Origin of the sequence: Paenibacillus hodogayensis (assembly GCF_039536325.1) — a bacterium.
Lineage (GTDB): Bacteria > Bacillota > Bacilli > Paenibacillales > NBRC-103111 > Paenibacillus_AB > Paenibacillus_AB hodogayensis.
Window position 1 is genome coordinate 236,664 of the sequence record NZ_BAAAYO010000013.1, and the last position, 22,516, is coordinate 259,179.

Here is a 22,516-nt window from a genome sequence, read left to right on the forward strand (position 1 = left end):
ACTCTCTGTCTATCTCTTTTCAGGAAAGCAGTGCCTTCAGTTCGGCGAAGCTGGCCCGCAGTTGAAGCGGCGATTCCTCGACCGCCTTCTGGATGGCGGAAGGCTGCTTCAGTCCGCTTCCGGTTACGACGCAGACGACGCAGTCGTCCGGTCCGATAAGCCCGTCGCGAACGCCCCGCCGGACGGCGGCCAGTGCGGAAGCCGACGACGGCTCGGCGGAAATGCCTTCCTTGCCCAACCAGCGCATCGCCTCAAGAATTTCCTCGTCCGTCACGGTATCGGCGAAACCGCCTGAATCGTATACGGCATCCAACACGCGGCGACCGCCCTGGATCGGCGCGTCGGCAGCAATGCTCTGGGCGATCGTGGCGCTGGAATCGCCGTAGCGTCCCGCCTCTCGCAGCCCTTCGCGGAATGCCCGCGGGATTGGCCCCGTCGCATCAGGCTGCACGGCGACCATACGCGGCAGCGAGTCGATCCAACCAAGCTCGGCCAGCTCGCCGAACCCTTTCCACGCCCCCCAAATGCCGCCGCCCGTGCCGACCGGATGGACCATCCAATCGGGGGCCTTCCAGTCGAACGCTTCGCTGATTTCGTACGCGTAGCCCTTCATCGCCTCGTGACGGACCGGGTTGATGAAGTTGACGAACTGGTACAGCCCCAGCTCGCGCACCGCTTCCTCCAGCATCGATGTAATCTCGTTCATACTTTCGAAATACAGGGTCGCCGTGCGGGCGCCGTAGAGCCCGATCATGGCCTTCTTCAGCGGATTCGCCAAGTACTCGACGAGGATCGTGGCGTTCAGCCCGGCCCTGTTCGCGTAGGCCGCGAACGACGATCCGGCATTCCCCGAGCTGTAGGTCAGCCCCTGACTGACGCCAAGCTCCTTGGCAAAACTGACGGCCAGACTGAATCCGCGATCCTTGAAGCTGCCGGTCGGCATCAGGGCGTCATTTTTGAAGTACAGCCGGGATAAGCCCAACTGTTTGCCCGCATAGACCGAAGGGAGCAGCGGCGTCCCGCCTTCGCCCATCGAGACGATATGGGCTTCTTCGCGCAGCGGGTAAAATTCGTGCCAGCGCCACATCGAAGTCGTACGTCCTTCAAACATCCCCGGATGAAGATCGCGTTTCATCGCGGGCAAATCATACTTGGCTTCGAGCAGCCCCCCGCAAGCGGGACAAGTGTTGAGCGGGCGCGACAGCTCGTAGGCCGCCGCGCAGCCGTCGCATACATAATGCGTTACATAGCTCCAAGCCATCCTTGATCCTCCTGACGAGCGAAGTCTCGCTTTCGCGTTTGATTAATTTTGCCGCGTTTTCGGGTCAAGCGCATCGCGGATCACGTCGCCCAGCACGTTGATCGCCAGTACGATCAGCATGATCGACAGTCCCGGGAAAAACGAGATCCACCAGGCCGTGCCCATATACAGCTGGCCTTGGCTCAAAATATTGCCCCAGCTCGGGATGCTCACCGGGACGCCCAGACCGAGAAAGCTCAGCGAGGACTCGGCGATAATAACCGCCGCGATCTGGAAGGTGGCAATCGTAATAATCGGAGCGTAAATATTAGGCAAAATATGCCGGAACAACAGCCGCCAGTCGGTAACGCCGATCGTCTGAGCCGCGACGACAAAGTCGCTGTTGCGAATGCTCAGCACCTCGGAGCGAATGATTCTCGCATAAGAGACCCATCCGGTAATGCCGAGCACGAATATAAGCTTGTCCAAGCCGCTGCCCACGACCGCAACCAGCGCCAGCGCCAACAGGATCGTCGGAAATGCCAGCTTGATATCGGCAATCCGCATAACGATATGGTCCATCGTCCGGTAATAGCCGGACAACAGGCCAGCCAGCGTACCGATGACCCCCGAGACGGCGACGGCGGTGACGCCGACGAGAATGGATACCTGACTGCCGTATATGATCCGGCTCAGAATATCTCTGCCCAGATGATCGGTTCCGAACAGATAGCCCGGCTCGTAGCCTGCCATCCAGAAGGGGGGCTTGAACCTCATCAGCAAATTTTGCGCATTCGGATCGTGCGGCGCAAGCAGCGGCGCCAATATCGCCATCACAATAAACAAGCCCAATATACCGATGGAAAACCATTTCAACGCTTTTCCCGAGAAGCGGGACCGCCAATGCTTCTTCATTGTATGTTCCCCCTCCCCTACTTGTACTGGATACGCGGGTCGAGTACCGCATACAGGACATCGACGATCAAGTTAACGATGACGAACACCCCGGCCAATAAAATGATGATGGCTTGCACCAACGGAAAATCGCGGTAATTGATCGCCTGAATCAACAGCTGTCCTACGCCCGGCCAAGCGAATACCGTTTCCGTAACGACCGACCCGCCAAGCAGCGAACCGATCTCCAGTCCTACCACCGTTATGACCGGCAGCAGCGAATTGCGCACGGCGTGTTTGCCGACGACGCTGCGCGGCAGCAGCCCCTTGGCTCGTGCCGTACGAACATAATCGGAGCCCATCTGCTCGATTAACGAAGAACGGAGAAGCCGGGTGACGAGCGCGATCATGTTGAAGGCAAGCGCCACGGCCGGAAGCACCAGATGCTGCCATGTTCCGATCCCCCCGGTGGGGAAGATCGTCCAATGTACTGCAAACAGCATAATAAGCACGATGCCAAGCCAGAACACGGGGATCGATTGCCCGATCAGCACGAACACGGTTATGCCGCTTTCCGAAAGCGTACCGCGCTTCAGCGCGGAGATGATGCCCGCGGGCACGGAGATGAGCAGCGACAGCACGAGCGCGGTTCCGGCCAACTGCATCGTGGCCGGCAGACGTTCGCCGATGAGCCGCAGAGCCGGTTCCCCGTAGCGTAGCGAATCACCCAAGTTGAGCTGGGCCAGATTTGCCAAGAAAATGCCGTACTGCTCGATCAGCGGTTTATCCAGACCGAGTGCGCGCCGAAGCTGCTCGACCTGCTCCACCGTCGCTTCCGGCGGAAGCATAATGGATACCGGGTCACCCGTTAGCCTGGAGATGAAGAAGACAATGGTCGCCACGCCGTACAGGACGAATATGGCGTAGAAACAGCGACGGAGGATATACGCTAGCAACGGATGCGAGCCCCTTTCCCATAACTGGTTTTTCTTTTAAAAAACCGCGCTTCGAATAAATGACGTTATTCGTCAATTAGTCAAATTAATCCATTCTTCCCCGCAAATGACCGCCATCGGCTCGATGGTGCGCTCCGGAACCAGCTCGACGCCTTTGGAATCCCGATAAACCCGGGTTCTGCCAGCATTGTCTTCGATCCGGAACAGCGTCGCTTGCTTGAGCGTGCCATCCAGGCCGCACCAGTGCGGCAGCCGCAGCACGTCGGCCGGAGCAGCCGTCACGGCGGCGATTACCTCGGGCAACGGCATGCCGAAGCCGAGCATCTTGCTCATCGTCGTCGCCAGATTGTGTACCGGACCGTTAATATTACGAATGTGCACATCGGTGCTGATCGAGAACGGCGCATGTCCGGATTCCATCGCCTTCTTGCATATATCGAAGCTGAAGCTCGCGGCGCCATGGCCGACGTCCAGCTTCACCCCCCGGGCGAGCGCACGCTCCAGCGCGGGTTCCGGCAAGCCGCTCCGCCCCCACGGATGGCCGATCTTGCCATGGAAGCAATGCGTGACGACATCGCCTTCCTCCAGCAGATCGAGCACCTCGTCGACCGTTGGCGGCGCCTCCCCGATGTGCACCATCAACGGCAGTCCGGTTTCGCGGGCGGCGAGCTTCGCCAGACGCAGCGGCTGCGTGCCCATCGAGCCCACGATCGCGCCGCTTGCCCGTACCTTTACTCCGCAGACGAACGGCTGGTTGTCGACGATCGCTTGGACGGTCCGATCGACGGAGATCAGGCTGAGATCGGATACCTCGCGCAGATGAACGAGCCCGATCGAGCTGATATTGAGCCAGGCGCGGATTTGCGTAACCGCTCGGGGGACGACATATTTGCGGAAACCCGGCAGTGTCGCTTCCCCGGAGCTGCCTGCATCGACGACAAGATGAACCCCAGTTCGGATGCCCACATCGTCGGCCGGGACACTTATGCTCGTCATGCCGTCATAAACATGCGTATGCAAATCGATCCAGCCTGGACTCAAGTACACATTTGGCGCCGCTTCTTGCGCCTCGGCTGCCGTCTTCCGCTCCAGCCGGTATCCTTCTCCCGTTTTCACGACCTGAGCGGGATAAATGGCGTGACCTGCCGGATCGATCACTTGGACGAATAGGGAATCACTCATGCGTGGCCTCCTGGTTGTTCGTATAGATGACATGCGGCCGCATGGCCGGGCTGCAGTTCAACAAGCGCCGGACGTATCGAACGGCATACGTCCATGACATGCGGACAGCGTGTATGGAACGGGCAACCCTTCGGGGGATTGGCCGGACTCGGCACTTCGCCCTGCAAAATCATTTTCTCCCGCCGGGCGCCCCGCTTCGCGTTTGGCGAAGCCGATAGAAGCGCTTGCGTATAAGGATGAAGAGGATGCCGGTACAGACTTTCCTTTTCTCCGATCTCGACCAGTTGCCCCAGATACATGACGCCCACCCGGTCGCTGATATGCCGCACGACCGCCAAATTATGCGAGATGAACATATAGGAAAGATTGTAGTCTTTCTTCAAGTCCATCATCAGGTTCAAAATTTGCGCTTGTATCGAAACGTCCAGCGCAGATACCGCCTCGTCGGCAACGATCAGCTTCGGATTGAGCGCCAAAGCTCTGGCAATGCCGACGCGCTGCCGCTGCCCGCCGGAAAATTCATGCGGAAACCGGGTCAGGTCGGTTTCCCGCAGGCCGACGCGCGTAATAAGGCGAGCGGCCTCGGCCCGGGCTTGCGCCCCGGTCATCACTCCGTTGACCATGAGCGGTTCCGCTATAATCTGCCCGATCCGCATCTTGACGTTCAACGAAGCGTAAGGGTCCTGGAACACCATCTGAAAGTTGCGCCGGTTGCCTCGCAGCGCTTTGCCTTTCATGGCGGTCAGATCTTGATTTTCGAACATGATTTGCCCTTCGGTGGGATCCATAACACGCATAATCATGCGTCCGAGCGTCGATTTGCCGCAACCCGATTCGCCCACGATGCCGAGCGTCTCCCCCTGGCCAAGCGTAAAGGAGACATCGTCGATCGCCTTTACCTGGCCGACGGTGCGGCGCAGCAAACCGGCATGAATCGGAAAATACTTTTTAATTCCTTTGACCTCAAGCAGCTGCTTTTTCGCTTTCATGGGTGCACTCCTTTCTTCCCGATCAAATCGCAGCGCGCATAGTGCCCCGGTTCAATCTCCCGCAGCTGCGGCGGCTTTTCCCGGCAAGAGGGCTGGGCGACGGCGCAGCGGTCCGCGAACCGGCAGCCGACAGGATAGTTCGAAGCGTCCGGCACGGTACCGGGAATGGAATAAAGCGATTCCTTCACCTCGTCGAGCGAAGGAATCGATTGGAGCAGCGCTTGCGTATAAGGGTGGAGCGGCCGCTCAAAGATCGTGTCCGCATCGGCCTTCTCCACAATCTGACCGGCGTACATGACAACGACGTAATCGGCAATCTCGGCCACAACGCCCAAGTCATGCGTAATCATCAGCACCGACGTGTCGTACTGCTCGCGCATCTGCCTCATCAGCTCGAGCACCTGGGCCTGAATCGTCACATCGAGCGCCGTTGTAGGCTCGTCGGCGATCAGCAGCTTCGGTTCGCAGATCATCGCCATGCCGATCATGACCCGCTGGCGCATCCCTCCTGAAAGCCGGTGCGGGTAATCGCTTACAATTTTCTCGGCGCGCCCGACGCCCACATACTTCAGCATATCGATGGCCATGCCCCATGCTTGTTGCTTGCTCACCTTCCGATGGCGGTGCAGCACCTCGGTCATCTGATCGCCGATCGTCAAGACGGGGTTGAGCGAGGTCATCGGCTCTTGAAAAATCATCGAAATCTCATTTCCCCGAATCTCCGCGAGCTCTTCTTCTTTCAGCTTAACGAGATCGGTGCCGTTGAAAAGGATCTGTCCATCTACGATCCGGCCGCTCGGCTTCGGAATAAGGCCCATGATCGAAAGCGAAGTGATGCTTTTGCCGCAGCCCGATTCGCCGACGACGCAAACGATTTGCCGTGGTTCGATATCCAAGTCGATCCCGTCGACAGCGTGTACTTCTTTACCGCTTCGCGTAAAGTATGTTTTCAAGTTTTGAATGCTTAAAAGCGGTTTACTCATCTGTCTACCCCCTGTTCTTGAAAGCGCTTAAAGGCTGCCCGGCAAAACAAGTTTCGGCAAGCTGCTTTGCGGAACACAGCATCATTCGGGCTTGGCTCGGGACAAATTTATTTTTGTCCCCGCACCTCGTCGAGATAGCTGTATAGGGTGAATTTGGAGATGTCGAAATACTTGCAAACTTTATCTCCGGCCTTTTTAATCAAGAAAGCGCCTTTGCTGTCCAAATACTGAATCGCCCTGAACTTCTCGTCCTTCGACATATGCGCGACCGGCTTGCCAATCTCGTTCTGGCACTCCTTGATCAAAAAATCGAGCAGCTCGTTCACATCCTTGACGAACACTTCCTCCACTTCCGTGTTCGTATCGCGCATCGTGAGCGAACGGATCGTGTTTTCAGCCATGATCAGATCCGAGATGTCAAGATTAATGCAGATCGCTCCGATCGTATCGCCGCTGCTGTTCTTGATGTAGATCGAGGACGATCTTAACACTTTTCCTTCCTTCGTCTGGGTGATGTAATTATACCGGTCCCCGTCCTTGACGGTACCGCGCAGCACTTCAAGCCCGAGATTGCTGCCGCAGTCGCCGATACGTCGATCTGTGATATGTCCGTTTTTGATCGCGATAATCGTGCTGTCGTAATTCAAGGTCAAATCGTGCAGAACGACCTCGCACTTGTCCCCAAATTGAGTGGCAATTCCTTCGATCAGCGCATGCAGAAATTCCATTTCGCCTTTTACATGTTCCATCGACATCACGCACCTGAATTTTTTTTTGGTAACCAAAATAATTTTCTTTATATTTTTATTATAGGGAGCATGTCCAATTAGTCAATACTAAATTATCACCTCCCTCACATATAGCTTCCTTCGCAAAAGATAAAAGACCGGAGAGCATCCGCTTCTCCGGTCCCATCTGCGAGTACCCATACTCGCATGATCCTCTAGTTCTTTTCTTTGATCCAATTGCTGCCCAGCCATGTTTTGATAAGGATCCAATCGTTCCACCGCTCCAAGGCATCCACTTCTTGCGAATGCAATTCGGCTAGCGCAAGCGACTCCTCCGCTTTGGGAGAAGAATAGATCGGGGTTTTATCCGTCAGCTTGATCCGTTTCGCATAGGGCTCGCTATGTCCCTGGAGATAGGCGGTCGGCTGGGGGCGAATCCATTTCGGACCAAGCCATGTAGGGACACGATACCACTCTCCCAGACGGGCGTCTGCTACGAGCTTGGCTCCGTTCAGCTTCGCGCCGACCGGAGTGGATTCGTCGGGACGATTATACAGCTGCACGTCCTCCAGCAGTTGAATCTTGACCTCCACCCGCTCTATTGGATAACGCTCTTGCCAAAGGCGGTACCCTTCCGCAGCCAAATACAGCCCCATATTTTTATTCTCTTCCCACACGTCGGCAAACGTCCAGAGCGGCAGCTCGTTCTCTGCGTGGTACGGCCCGAGCTCCGCCGTAAACCCCGGACGCCCGAATTGCATAATAAACCAATCCGTGAAGCCGCCGCCGGAAGGGTTCTTCTCCGGCTTGACCTGCCCGTATCCGGTCATCGCACTGATCGCATTGGCTATCTTCTTGTCTCTGGCCAGATGCTCGGGCGGCGTATTGAAGTGCCAGTACAATACCCGACCGGACGTATGGTACGAAAAGGCAATTTCCGGATCGATTTCGTACGTAAACTGAATCATGCTGATCGCTTCCGCGGTTTGCGCCGGCTCCCAGCCTTTAAAGTTTTTGAACATCGGATACCCGGGGGAATTACGGATGTCTGACCACACGGCTGGATACTGCCGGTTTATGTCAACTCCTTGGGCATTCGCTTTCCAATGTTTAAAGCTATCGCTGTTCCCGTTCATCCCGATGAGGCTAGCCTGCCAGAAATCGGGAAACGCGCTCAGCCCTTCCTGCTGGAGCGCCACGCCGTCCGGATTGACCATAGGGACAAACCATATGGAGCAATGATCGAGAATGTCGCTCACGTTGTATTCGTCATAGTTCACCTGATTCTCGTAGGCATAGGCATAGCGGTCGATCAAATACAAAATCAGGTTCGTCCCCAGCCACTCGCGGGCGTGCTGGGACCCGTCTATGAGTACGTTCGCTTCTCCTTTTCCTAACTTAACCGCCTGAATATCCCGTCCGAAAACCGTTCTACCGATCGATTTCACTTCGATCAATTCTGGATAAGCGGAGGCCAATTGATCGATTTGTTGCATCATTAAGTTGTACGTGTACATCTGATATGGATTAATAATCGACTTATTGACGCTTGCCGGTTCCGAGCCCGCTGCCCGCACAGGCCCTGCCAGCAGGGTTGTTCCCAGAATGACCGCCAGCACTTTCAACAGCATTGCCATTGTTCCTTCTGTCCGCAAGAAGCGCCCTCCTATCTGCTTATGTATGATTCCTTTTGGTAAGAGGAATTTCCTGATTGGCTCATTTATTTTAATAGACATCCGACAAAAATACTAGATTTTCGGCATTTTTCTCGATTTTTTTCTAGTATCTACCATATGAAGTAGGCAATTTGTCATATTATGAGAATTGCTGTAGAATAGCAAAGAAAGAAAATGATCATAAACGAATACCAGGAGGGGTACAAGATGAGAAGGTTGTCCAAACGAATATCGGTTATGCTTGCCTTCGGATTGATCGCAACGCTATTCGCAGCATTGCCGGCAATGGCAGCAAACGAAAAACGGTTTGATATGAAAAACGGCGGTTATGTCACGATATCCAATTTCGTGGAAACTCAGAAAATCGAAGACGTAGGCTACGGCGAAACGATGTATGTGGTATCGGCCCCGGCCACGATCACATTTCATGGGAAGCTTTCGGACGAGACGGCTATCGCCAAATGGGTGGATGACGAAAGCCTCGATTATGTCGATATTACGGACAACAAGGCCGTTCTTACGGAGGAAGTCGAGTACGGCATTTTCCCTATCTTTCAAGGAGAAACCCGAGAATCCAACCCTCCGATTATCCTGCAGGTCATCGCGGGCAAAAAGGAGGCAAGCCAGCCGAAACCAACGACTTCTGAAGCTAAAGCTAGCCCCACACCGGTGACAGCGGCTCCCACCGCGGCCAAAGTCGTAGTGAACGGCAAGAATGTAGCCTTCGAGGCTTACACCATTGAGGGCAACAATTACTTCAAATTACGGGACTTGGCAATGTCCGTCAACGGTACCGACAAAAGCTTTGAAGTAAGCTGGGATGCGGCGAAGAACGCGATTGCGCTTACGTCCAAGAAAGCGTATACTCCGGACGGCAGCGAGCTGGGCGTTTCCGGCAAGCCGGTCAGTCAGCAAGTGACGGAGACGACGGCGAATGTGACGCTTGACGGCAAAGATGTGAAATTCACCGCCTATCTGATCGGCGGCAACAATTACTTCAAATTGCGGGATGTGGCCCAGCTGATGAACATCGGCGTGACGTGGGATGCCACCGCCGGCTCCATCGGGATCGACACCAAAGCCGCCTACGTGGAATAACGAATAAACAAGAAGAGCCTGCCCCCTATTGGGGAGTCAGGCTCTTCTCTTTGAGACCATCTGTTTGTCGCGCAAAAGTCAAAAACCAGCTCCCGAACCGGTAGACTATGTTTCCCAAACTCCTGATTAAAGCTGGGCACAATGGCACTTATCAAATTAATTACCATTATTATCTTGAGTTTCGAAGGAACATCTCATATAATTTAGTAGTTGTTTTTGTTAGTTTATGTCGAAATTTAGTAGTGAGAGAGTTATTACACGATCAGGACGGTGTTCAATGATTACTCAGAGGGATATCGCGGTGGCCATCATTTTAACCATCGTTACGTGCGGCATTTTCGGCATTTATTGGTTCATTGTCTTGACTACGGAAATCGGGAAACTGAGCGGAGATCCTTCATTTACGGGCGGCAAGCATTTTCTTTTGGTATTGGTTACGTGCGGGATTTGGAGCTACATCTGGTCTTATCAGGCAGCCAAGCAGATCGGGGAAGCCCAACGTCAACGCGGAATGCTGGTAACGGATAATTCGGTCCTCTATCTTGTGCTTACCTTCTTCGGTCTGGGCATCGTAACCTATGCATTGGCGCAGTCAGATGTTAACAAACTGGTATAAATCGAACCCGCAGAGAAACACCAAGCTGGTGTGGGGCATTTCTCTTGGAGTCGGCGGGCTCCTCTATCTGAAAGTATGGCTGCCGGCGACCCAATTGGGGATTCCATGCCTTTTTCACGAAATCACGGGGCTGTATTGTCCGGGATGCGGAATAACAAGGGCTGCTGCTTCCTTGCTGCAATTCCGCTTGGATCAGGCTTTCCAATACAATCCCTTGCTATTTCTGCTTCCTCCCTTGTATCTGATTTACGCGATCTCGACCAAGAAACAAAAGCGTCTGCCTGGAAAAGTGTTGATGGCTGTCATGTTGACGGTAACCTTCGCCTTTGGAATATGCAGAAATATTCCGGCATTCGCTTGGTTGGCGCCGATTGCCGTTCGCTAACAAATCGGACAGAAGAAAAGACCGAACTCGTTCAATGACGAATTCGGTCTTTTTGATGGTGGTGCTATTCGGGAAAACCTTGCCGGATACCGTCCTTGATTGCGTTGAAGTAATGATCCATTACGACCACATTCGTGCTAAAAAGCTGGCCGAACAGCTCCATGGATAACCGGTCATGCTCGACATCGATGCTTGTCCGATAACGCAGCTCCCCGTCGGTCGTATCCAGCTCGAAGCTGCCGACCGCCAAATCGTAGTTTTCCTCGATCAGGAATACGGCCGTATCCGCCCGCCGCTCCTCAGGCACGGCATCCGGATAAACGGAATATACGACGCAAATTTGCCTCTCCTCGTCGATGCGAACCAGGACGATCCAAGCGCCCTGCTCTCCCGTATAAGATAAGCGCAAAATCGTATCGTCCACCCGTTCGTAGCGCAGGTCCATACGATCCAGGTAACGCTCCGCGACCTGATTCAACCCGGGCGAGGCTTCATCGGATGCCACACGCACAGCGGCAGCTTCCGCCCATAGGGTGCGGTATCCTTTTTTCAGAGTACCTCCGCCATCCAGCTCCTCGGGCAATCGCACCCGCTGCTTCACTTCGGTAACGAGCCAGCTTTCGCTTTGGCCAAGAATCCCCGACTGCGCGGCGTCCTCCAGCAAAGCTTGCAAAACCTGCTCCACCTCCGTTCCCTTGCGCAAGGCAGTCTTCAGCAGGCTGTGTCTTAAAACGACCTTAAGCTCGATCGGCTGGTTTTCTTCGAAGAGGGTGTCAGTTTCGCCGCTTCTTGCTATAGAGAGCAGCCCCATCCACTCTTCCGCTATCATTTGACGGTATACGCTCCACTCCACTTCAAGAGAAAGCGTACATAAGGCGTTCTCCCCGGGTGCGGTCAGCGTCATCCGCTTGATCACGGCCATGAGACTGTCGCCCTTCAAGGTGTTGAACGCAAGGCTGTGGTCCAACTCCAAGCGGGACTGTGCCGAGCTGCCTACTGCTTCTTGATCGGCCATCTAACCGGCCTCCTTTGCCATATGATGCTTCCGGATTGGATACAGCTTGCTGATGCGGGTATTGACCGATTTACGGAGTTGTAGGAGCCGCATCTCCTCCGCGCTCAAAACCGAAAAGCTCCATTTTGGCCGTCTTGCCTTTGGCGAATTCCAATTTGCCGAGTCGTTTGGATTTCTCTACGGCCACTTTGATAATCTCGGCGTCCACTTCCTGCGATTTCACCTGACTGGCTTCGATCGAAATCTCCCAGTCGCTTGGCGTACCCGTTTCATCGTATTTCCGCTTAAACTCCGCAGACAACTTCAACGAATTGGACAAAGCAATTTTGTTCGCCTGCTCGATCGCAGAGGCTCCGGAGTCTTGCCCGGGAAGCCAGGAGCGCATGGTATCGTTTATCGTCTCGTCGCCCTGAATCTTCTCTGCGAAGCTGGCTCCGATGCTATCGAAGTAATTCCCGGTAAAGAGCGCATCGCTGCCCAAATCGAGGGCAGTACCGCCGGCTCGCGCGGCTCGATCAGGCTCCGTCGCGACGGCTTTCTTGAACAGCTGAGAGATGTTTTTGCCGCCGCCTACGGCCGCCGTGACGATTTTAGCAGCATATTTGGTAAAATCTCCGCTTTCCTCCCCGAACTGGGACGGAATGCTGGCGGAAAGGGCTAAACTCAATTCCCTCGTCTTTTTATTGATCCGGGTCATCGAGCCTTCCACGCCGAACGCTACCTGATCTTTACCGAATTTGACCTCTACCTCGGCCGCCGCTTCATAAATTTTCTGGATTTCACCCTTGCCGATGCTGTTGCCGGCGACCCGCTCGGCGGCGGTCAGCAGGTTTCCTCCGCTATCTTTGCCCAACTGTTCGATAATCTTCTTCTTGTAGCTGCTTAGCTGCTTGCGGGCAAGCTCTCCGGAAAACCCGGCTACGCCAACGTTCGCCTCCATGGCAATCTTGGTCAACAATCCCACCTTAACCTCGGCCTCGTCGTCCATATTCTGCTCTTCCACCATCATGGCCCATTTCTCGGCCTCGACCAGCTTCGTATCCCCGGATTTGCCGCCTCTCCCCCAGAAGTGGGCCGCCGCCCCGGACGAAATCCCGCTCATCTCTCTGTACAAGCCATAGGAAAGCAGATTCATCACACTGTCGGTATCTTTACCTTTCCCTTCCAGGAAAAGCCCTAAACGGAAATTGGCATCGAAGCCGAACGTTGTAAAGCCGGCCCCGAACGTAATCTGCGTATTCACCGTCAAATCGTCCGCTTCCCGCTCCGCTTCGCCTTCGAATCCGAACAGGAAGTAGCCTTGCCCCCCGCCGGAAGCGGACGCAAACGGTATTTTCAGCTCGATGCTCATCGAGCTGGAGTCGCCGGCATTCGGGGTGGAAATATCGATTAACTTGCCTACCTTGTTGAAGCCGCTGTTTAGATCGTTCGCTTCGACGGACTTGTCGATAACGGTTTTGGCCATAGTTCTCGTTTTCGTGTCGTCCTCTACGGCCGCTTTGACTTGCCCGGTTTTGGCCGCATCCGGTACCGTCGCTGCCTCCGTCGCCGTTTTCTTCGTGCCCTTGGTAAGCTTTCGGGCCTCCAATACGGCTTTTTCCTTATTTTCCTTCAGCAGCTTTTCGGCCTGCGTTTTGGCGGCCCCGATACCCGCGGCTTGTATTTTATCCGCCGCCGTTCTATCTTTTCGGGCCACTTCGTAGGCAGAGCTTTTGGCAACGGTCGTCAATTGGTCAATCGTGCTGTCTTTCGGTACCAGCTGTTCCACAATAATATCGGCCTCATCGCCCATTACATCGTCGACCAGCTTCTTCGATTCTTGGAAGGCCATCACTTTAGAAGCCATCTTCAAATATTCGGCTTTCATTGGAGCGGTCGTAGGGGCAATGGGATTGCCGCCAGCCTGTCTATCATCTACCTCGGCGTTAATCTGTTCATTCACCTTGGCCCGGGCGGCGTCCTTCAGCACCTGACGGTAATCGTTCAGTTCTTTGGATCTTCTGAATGCTCTCCGGCCCACGCCCAGTTTCGATAAAACCGCCGTTTTCAAAGGATCGAAGAGCATCGTCTTGTAGATGTTCTCCATGTCTTTAATATCTCTTGTTTGCCCCCCGGCGGTTTCTTGTCGAATCACCGTTTGATCGACCAGTGAACCATCGAGCGTCATCCGCTTATCCAACTCGTCCGTCCCGACGGTGCCTACATCGATCCGGTCAAAGCCGGAAGCGCCTCCAGGTACGGCCGCAGGAGCAAATTTCGCGGTAATGACGACTTTAGCATCCCGGATCGTTTCGGTTATGACGGTTTTAGCCAAGACATTCAGCTTTTTCTGCGCCTCGGCAGCCGCTTTCGTCTTCTGCTTCTCGAATGCGGCATCGTTTAAGCTGGGCGCAACCGTATCGTAAGCTTTATTCGCTTCAGCCGCCAGCCCGTTCTTTCTAGCGTCGGTCAATTGATCTTGAGCCACTTCCGCGGCATAGCTTTTCAGCTTGGCCACCATAATGCCTTCAGCGCTCTCTTGCGCATACTTCAACGCATCTTTCCTCTGGTCGGCGGTGCCCGCGGTCATGCTAGCGGCAATTTCGGATAGGACCTTGGCTTTTACGTTTTTACGAATCGAGTCCGCTTTGGAATCGGAGGTTAAATAAGTATCGAGATTTTTCGTCACTTTATCTTGAATATCGGTAAAAGAAGCGTCTACAAAAGACGCCACTTTGGCGTCGCGCTCGGTGTCCATCTCCGCTTTACGCTGCTGCTGCTCCGGCGATAGAGTGGCCGGGGCCGTGCCGGAGCCCCCTGCTCGCTGCACGACCGAAAGTTCGGTGCCCATCCGTTGGACCATACCCTGGACGGCCTTGTTGCCCAAGGTTCTCTGCAGTTGCATCATTCGCGCCGGGGACCATTGCTGGGCGTCCAGCTTGCCTAAAGTTTCCATTTCGCTTACAGCCGGTTGATTATGGACTGTTGTCTGCTTATTTGTTGTTCGATGTGCGGATGCATGCTCGCTCACAACATAGCCCCCATTGCGGATAATTTGAAGCCGCGCACTCTATCTGTTTCTGATAGTTCTATTGTATCATCTTTGTAGGCTTGCCATATACAAGATCAATAGTCAAACAAGGAATATACACAATGATGTCGAATTTTTGGGGTATGATGCGAACCCTTACCAAATCCCCCCTTCACTATATGGTCCTAACCCTATGCTTTCTTGGCGCGCTCTTCTGCTTGCGATTGGCGTGGTCCGAATTCTTTTACACATCCGAGCCCCCGCGTATCGTCGGAGGCGTACTCGACATGCGCGGCGTGGACTTGGATAACTCCGCCTCCTTCTTTCTGAACGGCGAGTGGCAGTTTTACCCGACGCAATTCGTCTCCAGCTCGGATATACGATCGGAGGAGGCCTCATCCCTCCCTATTCAGGTTCCGGGGGACTGGGGGAGCAAGCTGAATCCCGGCTCCGGTTCCTCGTACGGGTATGGCACATACCGGCTGCGCGTTCTGATCGATCCGCTGAAGCAACCCGCCGCCTTTTGGTTTCAAAATATTCAAGCCTCGTCGGAAGTAGAGATCAACGGGACGAACTCTGCGGTTTTTGGTAAACTTGCCACGAACGGTAAGGACTATACGCCCAAAAATATCTCGTACACCGCTTCTTATACGATAGAAGTGACAACCGAAATCGAATTGCTTATTCGCGTGGCCAACTTTGACGAGCCTTTTAACGGCGGGATCATGCGCTCTATCCGCTTCGGCTCTCAAGCCGCGATTGATCATGTACGCTGGTATTCCATCGGTTTTCAACTCGTTACTTTTATCATCTTGCTGCTCCACGGCTTGTATGCCTGTATTCTGTACCTGTTCAATCCCCATGAGCGAGCTTTGCTGTTTACCGGACTGTTGACGCTGACAGTCGGAGTAGCGGTTCTTAGCGGTCACGATAACGTGCTTTTGCTCTGGCTGCCGATCAATTACACATGGGCGATCAAGATTCGACTAATCTTCCTGCTGTGGCAAAACCTTTTTATTCTTCTCGTTTTCAGAAGATTCGCTCAGTCCCCGCCGCAAAACGTTTGGCTGCACGTCTACACCGCGGCGCTCGTCGTTATTACGGGCCTTCTGGCGGCGGCACCCGCTTCATGGGCAAATGCAATCATAGACTTAAAAATATTTATAACCCTCTACCTAATCGCATTTGCCTGGTTTATTTATACCGTAGGTATGATGATCTTCAAGATGCGGTCCGATAGAGATGTCGCTTTTTTGCTGCTGACCGCAGCGGGCATCATGTCCAATCTGTCATGGAGCATAGTAGAATCGTCTAAAGACGTGACCACCGTATACTATCCCGTCGATATTGTTCTGGCCATTATCGGATTCTCCAGCTTTTGGTTCAAGAAATATTTTCGCAAGTCAAGGGAAAATATCAAGCTGAACAAACAGCTCCAAAAAGCGGATAAGCTGAAAGACCAATTTCTCGCCAACACGTCGCATGAGCTGAGAACCCCGCTGCACGGCATTATGAATATTGCCCAAACCGTGGTCGATAAAGAGAAAACGAAGCTGGGGGAAGGCAGCCTCAAGGATATGGAGCTGCTGATCACGATCAGCCGGCGCATGTCGCACATGCTTGGCGACCTTCTCGATGTCGCTCGTCTGCAGGAGCATCGTCTCGTGCTCCAGCAGGAGCCTCTGCGCATTCAAGCGATCGTTCCCGGCGTTATGGCTATGCTCGCCTATATGACAGAAGGGAAAGCGGTTCGTCTGCATATGGATATTGCCGAATCGATGCCCCCGGTGATGGCCGATGAGAAAAGACTCGTGCAAATTTTATATAACCTGCTGCACAACGCGCTCAAATACACGGAAATAGGAACGGTCTCCGTTTCTGCCGAGGTTCGGGACGGGCTTGCCGTTATCCATGTGTCCGATACCGGTGTCGGCATGAATGAGGAAACACAAGCCCGAGTGTTTCTCCCTTATGAGCAAGGCTCTTACGGAATAAGCGATGGTCGAGGAATCGGACTCGGATTGAGCATATGCAAGCAGCTGGTCGAATTGCACGGCGGTACTTTGGCGGTCCGCTCCGAACTAGGCAAAGGCTCCGTCTTCAGCTTTGCTCTGCCGTTGGCAAACGCCCTGGAATTCCCCTTGGCACCGTACCGTCCCATAACGAACGGTGTGGAGGAGGAGTCGGCCGGCCTCCGGTACCCGGGAACCGCAATCCATCAGTTGGCAAGCTCGGCGCGTATCCCGCCGTTGTTGCAGCAAGGGAACGCGAATATTCTCGCCGTAGATGACGATCCGGTCAACCTGAACGTACTGGTCGGCATTCTTTCGACGGAGCCTTATAATGTGACTACGGCTCTTTCGGCCCGCGAGGCATTGGAGCTGCTCGGTACCGGGCAATGGGATCTGCTAATCGCCGATGTGATGATGCCCTACATGTCTGGCTACGAGTTGACGCAGAAGGTACGGGAGCACTACTCCGTATCGGAGCTGCCCGTTCTGCTGCTGACCGCGCGCAGTCAGCCTGCCGACATTTACACCGGATTCTCGTCAGGCGCCAACGACTACGTAACCAAGCCCGTAGACGCTCTGGAACTGAAGTACCGGATCCGGGCTTTGATTACGCTGAAGCAGTCGATCAATGAACGTTTACGCATGGAAGCCGCATACCTGCAAGCCCAGATCCATCCTCATTTTCTATTCAACACGCTGAACTCCATTCTGGCGCTCAGTCACGTAGACCCGGAGAAGATGCAGAAAATGGGCCAAGCCTTTGCATCCTTTCTGCGAATCAGCTTTGATTTTCTCAATACGGGCGAGTTGGTCGAGCTGTCACACGAGCTAAAGCTTGTCGAAGCCTATTTGTATATCGAGAAAGAGCGCTTTGCGGAGCGTTTATCCATCGTTTGGGAAGTCGAAGCCGACACGAGCTTGCTTCTTCCGCCGCTTTCGATACAGCCGTTGGTTGAAAATGCCGTCAAGCACGGCCTTCTTCGTCATAACAAAGGCGGTACGGTCCACATTCGGATTACGCATCACGACAGCTTCACGCTTATCGAAGTGAAAGACAACGGCATAGGTATCGAACAGGAAAAAATCATTCAGCTGTTGAATCCGACTCTGAAGGGAAAAGGCGGAATCGGGCTTGCCAATACGAATCGGCGATTGACCCGCTTGTACGGCCTCGGCTTGTCCATTGTCAGCAAGCCTCATGAGGGAACTGCCGTATCGTTCGTCATTCCGGACAAGCCGGGCCCCCGGAATCTTTGAGTCAAACCTCCCTCATTAGGGGGAGGTAAACAAAGGAATATACGCTATTTATGTCGAATTCCCTCGATATGATGCGAATGATAACAAAAATGACTCCCGCTGCCAGACGTGTAGCCATCGTTCTATTGTTCCTTAGCGTTCTCTTCGGCCTGCGCTGGGGATGGTCTCAACTGTTTTATGCGGCAGAGGCGCCCATCCCCGTTAATGGCATACTGGATATGCGCGGTGTGGATTTGGAGAAAACGCCATTGTTCGAATTGAACGGCGAATGGGAGTTTTATCCCGATCAATTTCTCTCCCGTCCGGATATACCCTTGGCGCGGAACGAAGCCCGGCTTATTCAGGTTCCGGGAGATTGGAGAAACGTGCTGGGCAGCGATTCCGGTCCCTCTTACGGGTTTGGAACGTATCGGCTGCGCATTCTGACCGATCCGCTGAAACAACCTGTCTCCTTCTGGGTTCAAGGCATTCAAGCTTCATCCAAAGTCGAAATCAACGGGGAAGAGGCAGGCGGAAGCGGCAACCCGGCAGAGAAAGCCGCTGCATACATACCGGGGAATTACTCCTACACCGCTTCCTACTCGAATAGGGGAGCGACGGAGATCGAGCTGCTGATACACGCGGCCAATTTCGACAAACCTAATAAAGGCGGCATTCTGAACCCTATCCGTTTTGGCTCTCAAGTCGAAATCGACAAGGTTCGCGGGTACTCCATGGGTTTTCAACTCGTCACGTTTGTTATCTTGCTGCTTCACGGTTTATATGCTTGTATCCTTTACTTATTGAATCGTCAAGAACGGGCTCTGCTGCTTACCGGTCTGTTAATACTGACCGTCGGCCTCTTGATCGTGAGCGGCTATGATAACCTGCTTTTGACATGGCTGCCTATTCCTTATATCGGGGTCGTCAAGATCAGACTGATCTCCTTTCTATGGCAAAACTATTTTATTCTTGTTGTTTTCCGAAAATTTTCGGAGGTTTCTCCGCGAAACGGCTGGCTGCGAGCCTACACGGCAGTCCTTGTTTCGCTGACAGGCATCCTCTTGTTCGCTCCCGCTTCCATCGTAAATACGATGATCGATTTACAAGTCGTCATCGTCTTTGGCTTAATTCCGTTCATTTGGTTTATTTACATCGTAGGGACAATGATCTTCGAGAAGCAAGCCGACAACGACGTCGTTTTCTTGTTGTTGACCGCTGCCGGCATCCTTTCCAACTTGGCAGGAAGATTTCTAGAGCCCGCAAATGGCATATCGACGGTCTACTATCCGATCGATATATTTGTAACCATCGTCGGGTTCTCTACCTATTGGTTCAAGAAATACTTCCGCAATGCCCAGGAAAACACCAAGCTGAACGAACAGCTGCAAAAAGCGGACAAGCTGAAGGATCAATTTCTCGCCAACACGTCGCACGAGCTGAGAACGCCGCTGCACGGCATTATGAACATCGCCCAAACCGTCGTGACCAAAGAAAAAGCGAAGCTGGAGGAAAGCAGCCTGAAGGATATGGAGCTGCTGATCACGATCAGCCGGCGCATGTCTCATATGCTCGGCGATCTTCTCGATGTGGTGCGGCTTCAGGAGCATCGCATCGTACTCCAGCAGGAGCCGCTCTCCATACAAGCGATCGTTCCCGGCGTTATGGCCATGCTGAACTATATGGCAGAGGGGAAGCCGGTCCGGCTGCATGCCGATATCGCGGGCTCGCTGCCGCCGGTTATGGCCGACGAGAAAAGGCTTGTACAAATTTTATATAACCTGCTGAACAACGCCCTAAAATACACGGAAAAAGGAACGATCTCCGTAACTGCCGAAATACGGGACGGACAAGCGATCGTCCACGTCTCCGACACCGGAGTCGGTATGGACAAAGAAACACGGGAGCGAGCATTCCTTCCTTATGAACAAGGGGCGCATGGAATAAGCGATGGAAGAGGAATCGGACTCGGTTTAAGCATATGCAAGCAGCTGGTCGAATTGCACGGGGGTACTATAACTGTCCGCTCCGAGCCGGGTAAAGGTTCCGTTTTCAGCTTCGGACTGCCGTTGGCCGACTCATCCGTTTTCCCCTCGACGCAGCAACCGTCCGCTCTGCACGAGACCGCGAGCGGGGTCGAGGACGAGACCGACGGGTCGATGTTTCCGAATGCCGCCATTCAAGAATGGGCCTCCTCCGTCCTCACTCCTCCGCTATTCAATACGGGGAGAGTGAATATTCTGGCAGTCGACGACGACCCCGTCAACTTGAATGTGCTCGCAGGTATGTTGTCGAAAGAGCTGTATGCCGTTACGACAACGCGCTCCGCACAAGAGGCTTTGGAATTGCTAGACACCCGGCCCTGGGATTTGCTCATTACCGATGTGATGATGCCCAATATGTCCGGCTATGAGTTAACGAACCGAGTAAGGGAAAAGTACGCCTTTACGGAACTTCCGGTCCTGCTGCTGACCGCGCGTACTCAGCCAGCCGACATCTACACCGGGTTTCTGTCGGGAGCCAACGATTATGTGACCAAGCCCGTAGACGCTCTCGAGCTGCAGTACCGGATCCGGGCATTGACCACGCTCAAACAATCGATGAACGAACGTTTGCGCATGGAGGCCGCCTATTTGCAGGCGCAAATTCACCCTCACTTCCTGTTCAACACGCTTAATTCCATTGTGGCGCTTGGCGATTTGGATACGGACAAGATGCGCAAGCTGGTCCAATCCTTTGCTTCCTTTTTACGAATCAGCTTCAATTTTCTCAATACGGGAGAACTGGTCGAGCTTTCCCATGAGCTGGAGCTTGTCAAAGCATATTTATATATCGAGAAGGAGCGGTTCGGAGACCGGCTGACGATCAAGTGGGAGGTCGAGCCCGACATTAACCTGCTCCTCCCGCCGCTTTCCATACAACCGCTAATTGAGAACGCCATCCAACACGGCATCCTCCGTCAGAAGAAAGGCGGTACAGTTCAATTGCGGATCGCCCGCCAGGACGGCTTTACGCTGGTTGAAGTCATAGATAGCGGCAAAGGCATGGATCAAGACACGGTTGCTCAACTGTTGAGTCCGACCATGATGGGCAAAGGCGGGATCGGTATATCCAATACAAACCGGCGGTTGATTCAATTGTACGGTCAAGGCTTGTCCATTCAGAGTCGGCCCAATGAAGGAACCATCGTATCGTTTGGCATTGCGGAAGACCGTCATAAGCAGGATCGGTCCGCCCCCTCCCGTTTCCAATGAGCCGGCAGCATCAGTCATCATACGGAAAACGGAAAGAGCAAGCTCCTTCCCGGATGGTCGGGAAGGAGCGGTTACTTGAAGGGTCTGTTGCCGCTGCTATTGATTTTCTCTCTCTATTTTCTTGATCAGCTCCATACTGGAGAGGTCGAACGGAACGTTAATACGTTTCAGCAGGTACGGGTTGGCATTGAAATCTGAGACACCGTCATCTACCGTAAGGCTGTACTTGAAGCCCAACTCTCGAAGTATCGTTTCGGACATATGGTTGTGTACCCCGTAAGGATACGTATAGACCACGACCTCATTTCCGATTCGCTTCTCAATCAGTTCCTTTATGCGGAGCGTATCCCTCTTAAAACGCTCTATATAAGCCTCTTGGGTTTCTCTAGTATAAGGAGCCACACCATGTTCGCCATCCGATTGATTGTGCAAATTGAAGGAATGGCTCTGAATATCCACTAAACCCGACTCATACATCTCCTTTCCTTGCTCCCACGTAAAATGACGTGTTATAGGAGTAATGCCGTCATTATGGTATTCCCTGCCTACCGACCAACCGATGATCGAGATCGTTGCCTTCATGTTCATTTGTTTCAAAATGGGATAAGCGAACTCATAAGTGCTGTAGTACCCGTCGTCAATCGTGATCAATACCGACTTGCCTGGCAGCTTGACCTTGCCTTGGCGCGCCAGATCGATGTCCTTGAAGAAAATGGGGGTAAACCCGTTATCCTTCAGCGTCCTCAGATCGTTGTAAAATTTCTCGGGCGAAACGGTGGCATAATCCCATTGAGCCGGGTCCGTGGTAAACTCATGATACATCAGGATGGGAATTTTCAGTCGTTCCGCAGTGCTTTTCGTTTTCCCGTCCGACTCGAAGCTCGCGATAGCCAATCCAGCAAGCAACAGAAGCAAGATCGCCGCCGCTTTTTTTCCTGCTGAGAACCATGTTTTCATAATGTCTACCTTCATCATTCCTTGTCGCCAATTAGTTTGTGAAAAAATGCACAACAATGATGATGACACTCCCCAAGCGGAGGCATCGTTTGAACGAACAGGACGGTCGCTTTGCGCCTTCGCCATTTGCAAAGCAGCACTTCTTTCTTATTCGTTTCTACAAGTTGTTTTTTATTATACAAGATGTAGAAACGAAAGGCAATACATCCCCATTTCTCCAAAATGCCGCATAAGAAAAGCTTCGGATCGAAGCCTCTTCGATGAAGTACATCCGAGCTTTAGAGG

General features: G+C 53.4%; 16 protein-coding genes. 5 read left to right on the forward strand and 11 right to left on the reverse strand.

Annotation, left to right across the window (positions count from 1 at the left end; genetic code table 11):
- Window positions 1-19: 19 nt before the first annotated feature.
- The 8 genes from ABD796_RS27280 to ABD796_RS27315 form a co-directional block, all read right to left on the reverse strand.
- Window positions 20-1,261: a threonine synthase gene (locus ABD796_RS27280; protein WP_344914270.1), complete on the reverse strand. Its 1,242-nt coding sequence runs from the start codon at window positions 1,259-1,261 to the stop codon at window positions 20-22.
- A 42-nt stretch (window positions 1,262-1,303) separates the two neighbouring features.
- The gene (locus ABD796_RS27285) at window positions 1,304-2,155 is read right to left on the reverse strand and encodes an ABC transporter permease (RefSeq protein WP_344914272.1); all 852 of its coding nucleotides are present in this window, start codon (window positions 2,153-2,155) and stop codon (window positions 1,304-1,306) included.
- A 17-nt stretch (window positions 2,156-2,172) separates the two neighbouring features.
- On the reverse strand, window positions 2,173-3,090 hold the full coding sequence (locus ABD796_RS27290) for an ABC transporter permease (RefSeq protein WP_344914275.1): 918 nt from the start codon (window positions 3,088-3,090) through the stop codon (window positions 2,173-2,175).
- 72 nt (window positions 3,091-3,162) lie between these two features.
- Window positions 3,163-4,272, reverse strand: coding sequence for an amidohydrolase/deacetylase family metallohydrolase (locus ABD796_RS27295; protein ID WP_344914277.1), 1,110 nt, complete (start codon window positions 4,270-4,272; stop codon window positions 3,163-3,165).
- Window positions 4,269-5,261 (reverse strand): ABC transporter ATP-binding protein, encoded by a 993-nt coding sequence (locus ABD796_RS27300; protein WP_344914279.1) that lies wholly within the window; start codon window positions 5,259-5,261, stop codon window positions 4,269-4,271. The genes ABD796_RS27295 and ABD796_RS27300 overlap by 4 nt, the downstream gene beginning before the upstream one ends.
- Window positions 5,258-6,244 (reverse strand): ABC transporter ATP-binding protein, encoded by a 987-nt coding sequence (locus tag ABD796_RS27305; RefSeq protein WP_344914281.1) that lies wholly within the window; start codon window positions 6,242-6,244, stop codon window positions 5,258-5,260. The genes ABD796_RS27300 and ABD796_RS27305 overlap by 4 nt, the downstream gene beginning before the upstream one ends.
- A gap of 107 nt (window positions 6,245-6,351) precedes the next feature.
- Complete coding sequence (locus tag ABD796_RS27310) at window positions 6,352-6,993, reverse strand: helix-turn-helix transcriptional regulator (RefSeq protein WP_344914283.1); 642 nt, start codon at window positions 6,991-6,993, stop codon at window positions 6,352-6,354.
- A 194-nt stretch (window positions 6,994-7,187) separates the two neighbouring features.
- A complete protein-coding gene (locus tag ABD796_RS27315) occupies window positions 7,188-8,627 on the reverse strand; it encodes a M14 family zinc carboxypeptidase (RefSeq protein WP_344914285.1) in 1,440 nt (479 codons plus the stop codon).
- Between the two features lie 228 nt (window positions 8,628-8,855).
- Here ABD796_RS27315 and ABD796_RS27320 point away from each other — a divergent pair, with 228 nt between their 5' ends.
- The 3 genes from ABD796_RS27320 (at window position 8,856) to ABD796_RS27330 (ending at window position 10,747) form a co-directional block, all read left to right on the forward strand.
- On the forward strand, window positions 8,856-9,746 hold the full coding sequence (locus tag ABD796_RS27320) for a hypothetical protein (protein WP_344914287.1): 891 nt from the start codon (window positions 8,856-8,858) through the stop codon (window positions 9,744-9,746).
- Between the two features lie 277 nt (window positions 9,747-10,023).
- Window positions 10,024-10,362 (forward strand): DUF4234 domain-containing protein, encoded by a 339-nt coding sequence (locus ABD796_RS27325; protein ID WP_344914289.1) that lies wholly within the window; start codon window positions 10,024-10,026, stop codon window positions 10,360-10,362.
- Entirely contained in the window at window positions 10,343-10,747 is a 405-nt protein-coding gene (locus ABD796_RS27330; RefSeq protein ID WP_344914291.1) for a DUF2752 domain-containing protein, read from the forward strand. Before ABD796_RS27325 ends, ABD796_RS27330 begins: the two co-directional genes overlap by 20 nt.
- A 64-nt stretch (window positions 10,748-10,811) precedes the next feature.
- Here the strand turns inward: ABD796_RS27330 and ABD796_RS27335 are convergent, their stop codons facing one another.
- Together ABD796_RS27335 and ABD796_RS27340 are read right to left on the reverse strand one after the other, a co-directional pair.
- On the reverse strand, window positions 10,812-11,762 hold the full coding sequence (locus tag ABD796_RS27335; protein WP_344914293.1) for a YbjN domain-containing protein: 951 nt from the start codon (window positions 11,760-11,762) through the stop codon (window positions 10,812-10,814).
- A 70-nt stretch (window positions 11,763-11,832) separates the two neighbouring features.
- The gene (locus ABD796_RS27340; RefSeq protein ID WP_344914295.1) at window positions 11,833-14,697 is read right to left on the reverse strand and encodes a hypothetical protein; all 2,865 of its coding nucleotides are present in this window, start codon (window positions 14,695-14,697) and stop codon (window positions 11,833-11,835) included.
- Window positions 14,698-14,897: 200 nt separating this feature from the next.
- Between ABD796_RS27340 and ABD796_RS27345 the strand changes: the two genes are divergently transcribed.
- A complete protein-coding gene (locus ABD796_RS27345) occupies window positions 14,898-18,041 on the forward strand; it encodes an ATP-binding protein (RefSeq protein WP_379119222.1) in 3,144 nt (1,047 codons plus the stop codon).
- 50 nt (window positions 18,042-18,091) lie between these two features.
- A complete protein-coding gene (locus tag ABD796_RS27350) occupies window positions 18,092-21,274 on the forward strand; it encodes an ATP-binding response regulator (protein WP_379119023.1) in 3,183 nt (1,060 codons plus the stop codon).
- A gap of 96 nt (window positions 21,275-21,370) precedes the next feature.
- Here ABD796_RS27350 and ABD796_RS27355 read toward each other — a convergent pair whose 3' ends face one another.
- A complete protein-coding gene (locus ABD796_RS27355) occupies window positions 21,371-22,357 on the reverse strand; it encodes a polysaccharide deacetylase family protein (RefSeq protein WP_344914596.1) in 987 nt (328 codons plus the stop codon).
- Window positions 22,358-22,516: the final 159 nt, after the last annotated feature.

Bases quoted from the DNA above. Each gene is read 5' to 3' on its own strand.
- ABD796_RS27280 (WP_344914270.1), bottom strand. From the start codon at position 1,261: ATGGCTTGGAGCTATGTAACGCATTATGTATGCGACGGCTGCGCGGCG.
- ABD796_RS27285 (WP_344914272.1), bottom strand. From the start codon at position 2,155: ATGAAGAAGCATTGGCGGTCCCGCTTCTCGGGAAAAGCGTTGAAATGG.
- ABD796_RS27295 (WP_344914277.1), bottom strand. From the start codon at position 4,272: ATGAGTGATTCCCTATTCGTCCAAGTGATCGATCCGGCAGGTCACGCC.
- ABD796_RS27300 (WP_344914279.1), bottom strand. From the start codon at position 5,261: ATGAAAGCGAAAAAGCAGCTGCTTGAGGTCAAAGGAATTAAAAAGTAT.
- ABD796_RS27305 (WP_344914281.1), bottom strand. From the start codon at position 6,244: ATGAGTAAACCGCTTTTAAGCATTCAAAACTTGAAAACATACTTTACG.
- ABD796_RS27310 (WP_344914283.1), bottom strand. From the start codon at position 6,993: ATGGAACATGTAAAAGGCGAAATGGAATTTCTGCATGCGCTGATCGAA.
- ABD796_RS27320 (WP_344914287.1), top strand. From the start codon at position 8,856: ATGAGAAGGTTGTCCAAACGAATATCGGTTATGCTTGCCTTCGGATTG.
- ABD796_RS27325 (WP_344914289.1), top strand. From the start codon at position 10,024: ATGATTACTCAGAGGGATATCGCGGTGGCCATCATTTTAACCATCGTT.
- ABD796_RS27330 (WP_344914291.1), top strand. From the start codon at position 10,343: ATGTTAACAAACTGGTATAAATCGAACCCGCAGAGAAACACCAAGCTG.
- ABD796_RS27335 (WP_344914293.1), bottom strand. From the start codon at position 11,762: ATGGCCGATCAAGAAGCAGTAGGCAGCTCGGCACAGTCCCGCTTGGAG.
- ABD796_RS27340 (WP_344914295.1), bottom strand. From the start codon at position 14,697: ATGGAAACTTTAGGCAAGCTGGACGCCCAGCAATGGTCCCCGGCGCGA.
- ABD796_RS27345 (WP_379119222.1), top strand. From the start codon at position 14,898: ATGTCGAATTTTTGGGGTATGATGCGAACCCTTACCAAATCCCCCCTT.
- ABD796_RS27350 (WP_379119023.1), top strand. From the start codon at position 18,092: ATGTCGAATTCCCTCGATATGATGCGAATGATAACAAAAATGACTCCC.
- ABD796_RS27355 (WP_344914596.1), bottom strand. From the start codon at position 22,357: ATGGCGAAGGCGCAAAGCGACCGTCCTGTTCGTTCAAACGATGCCTCC.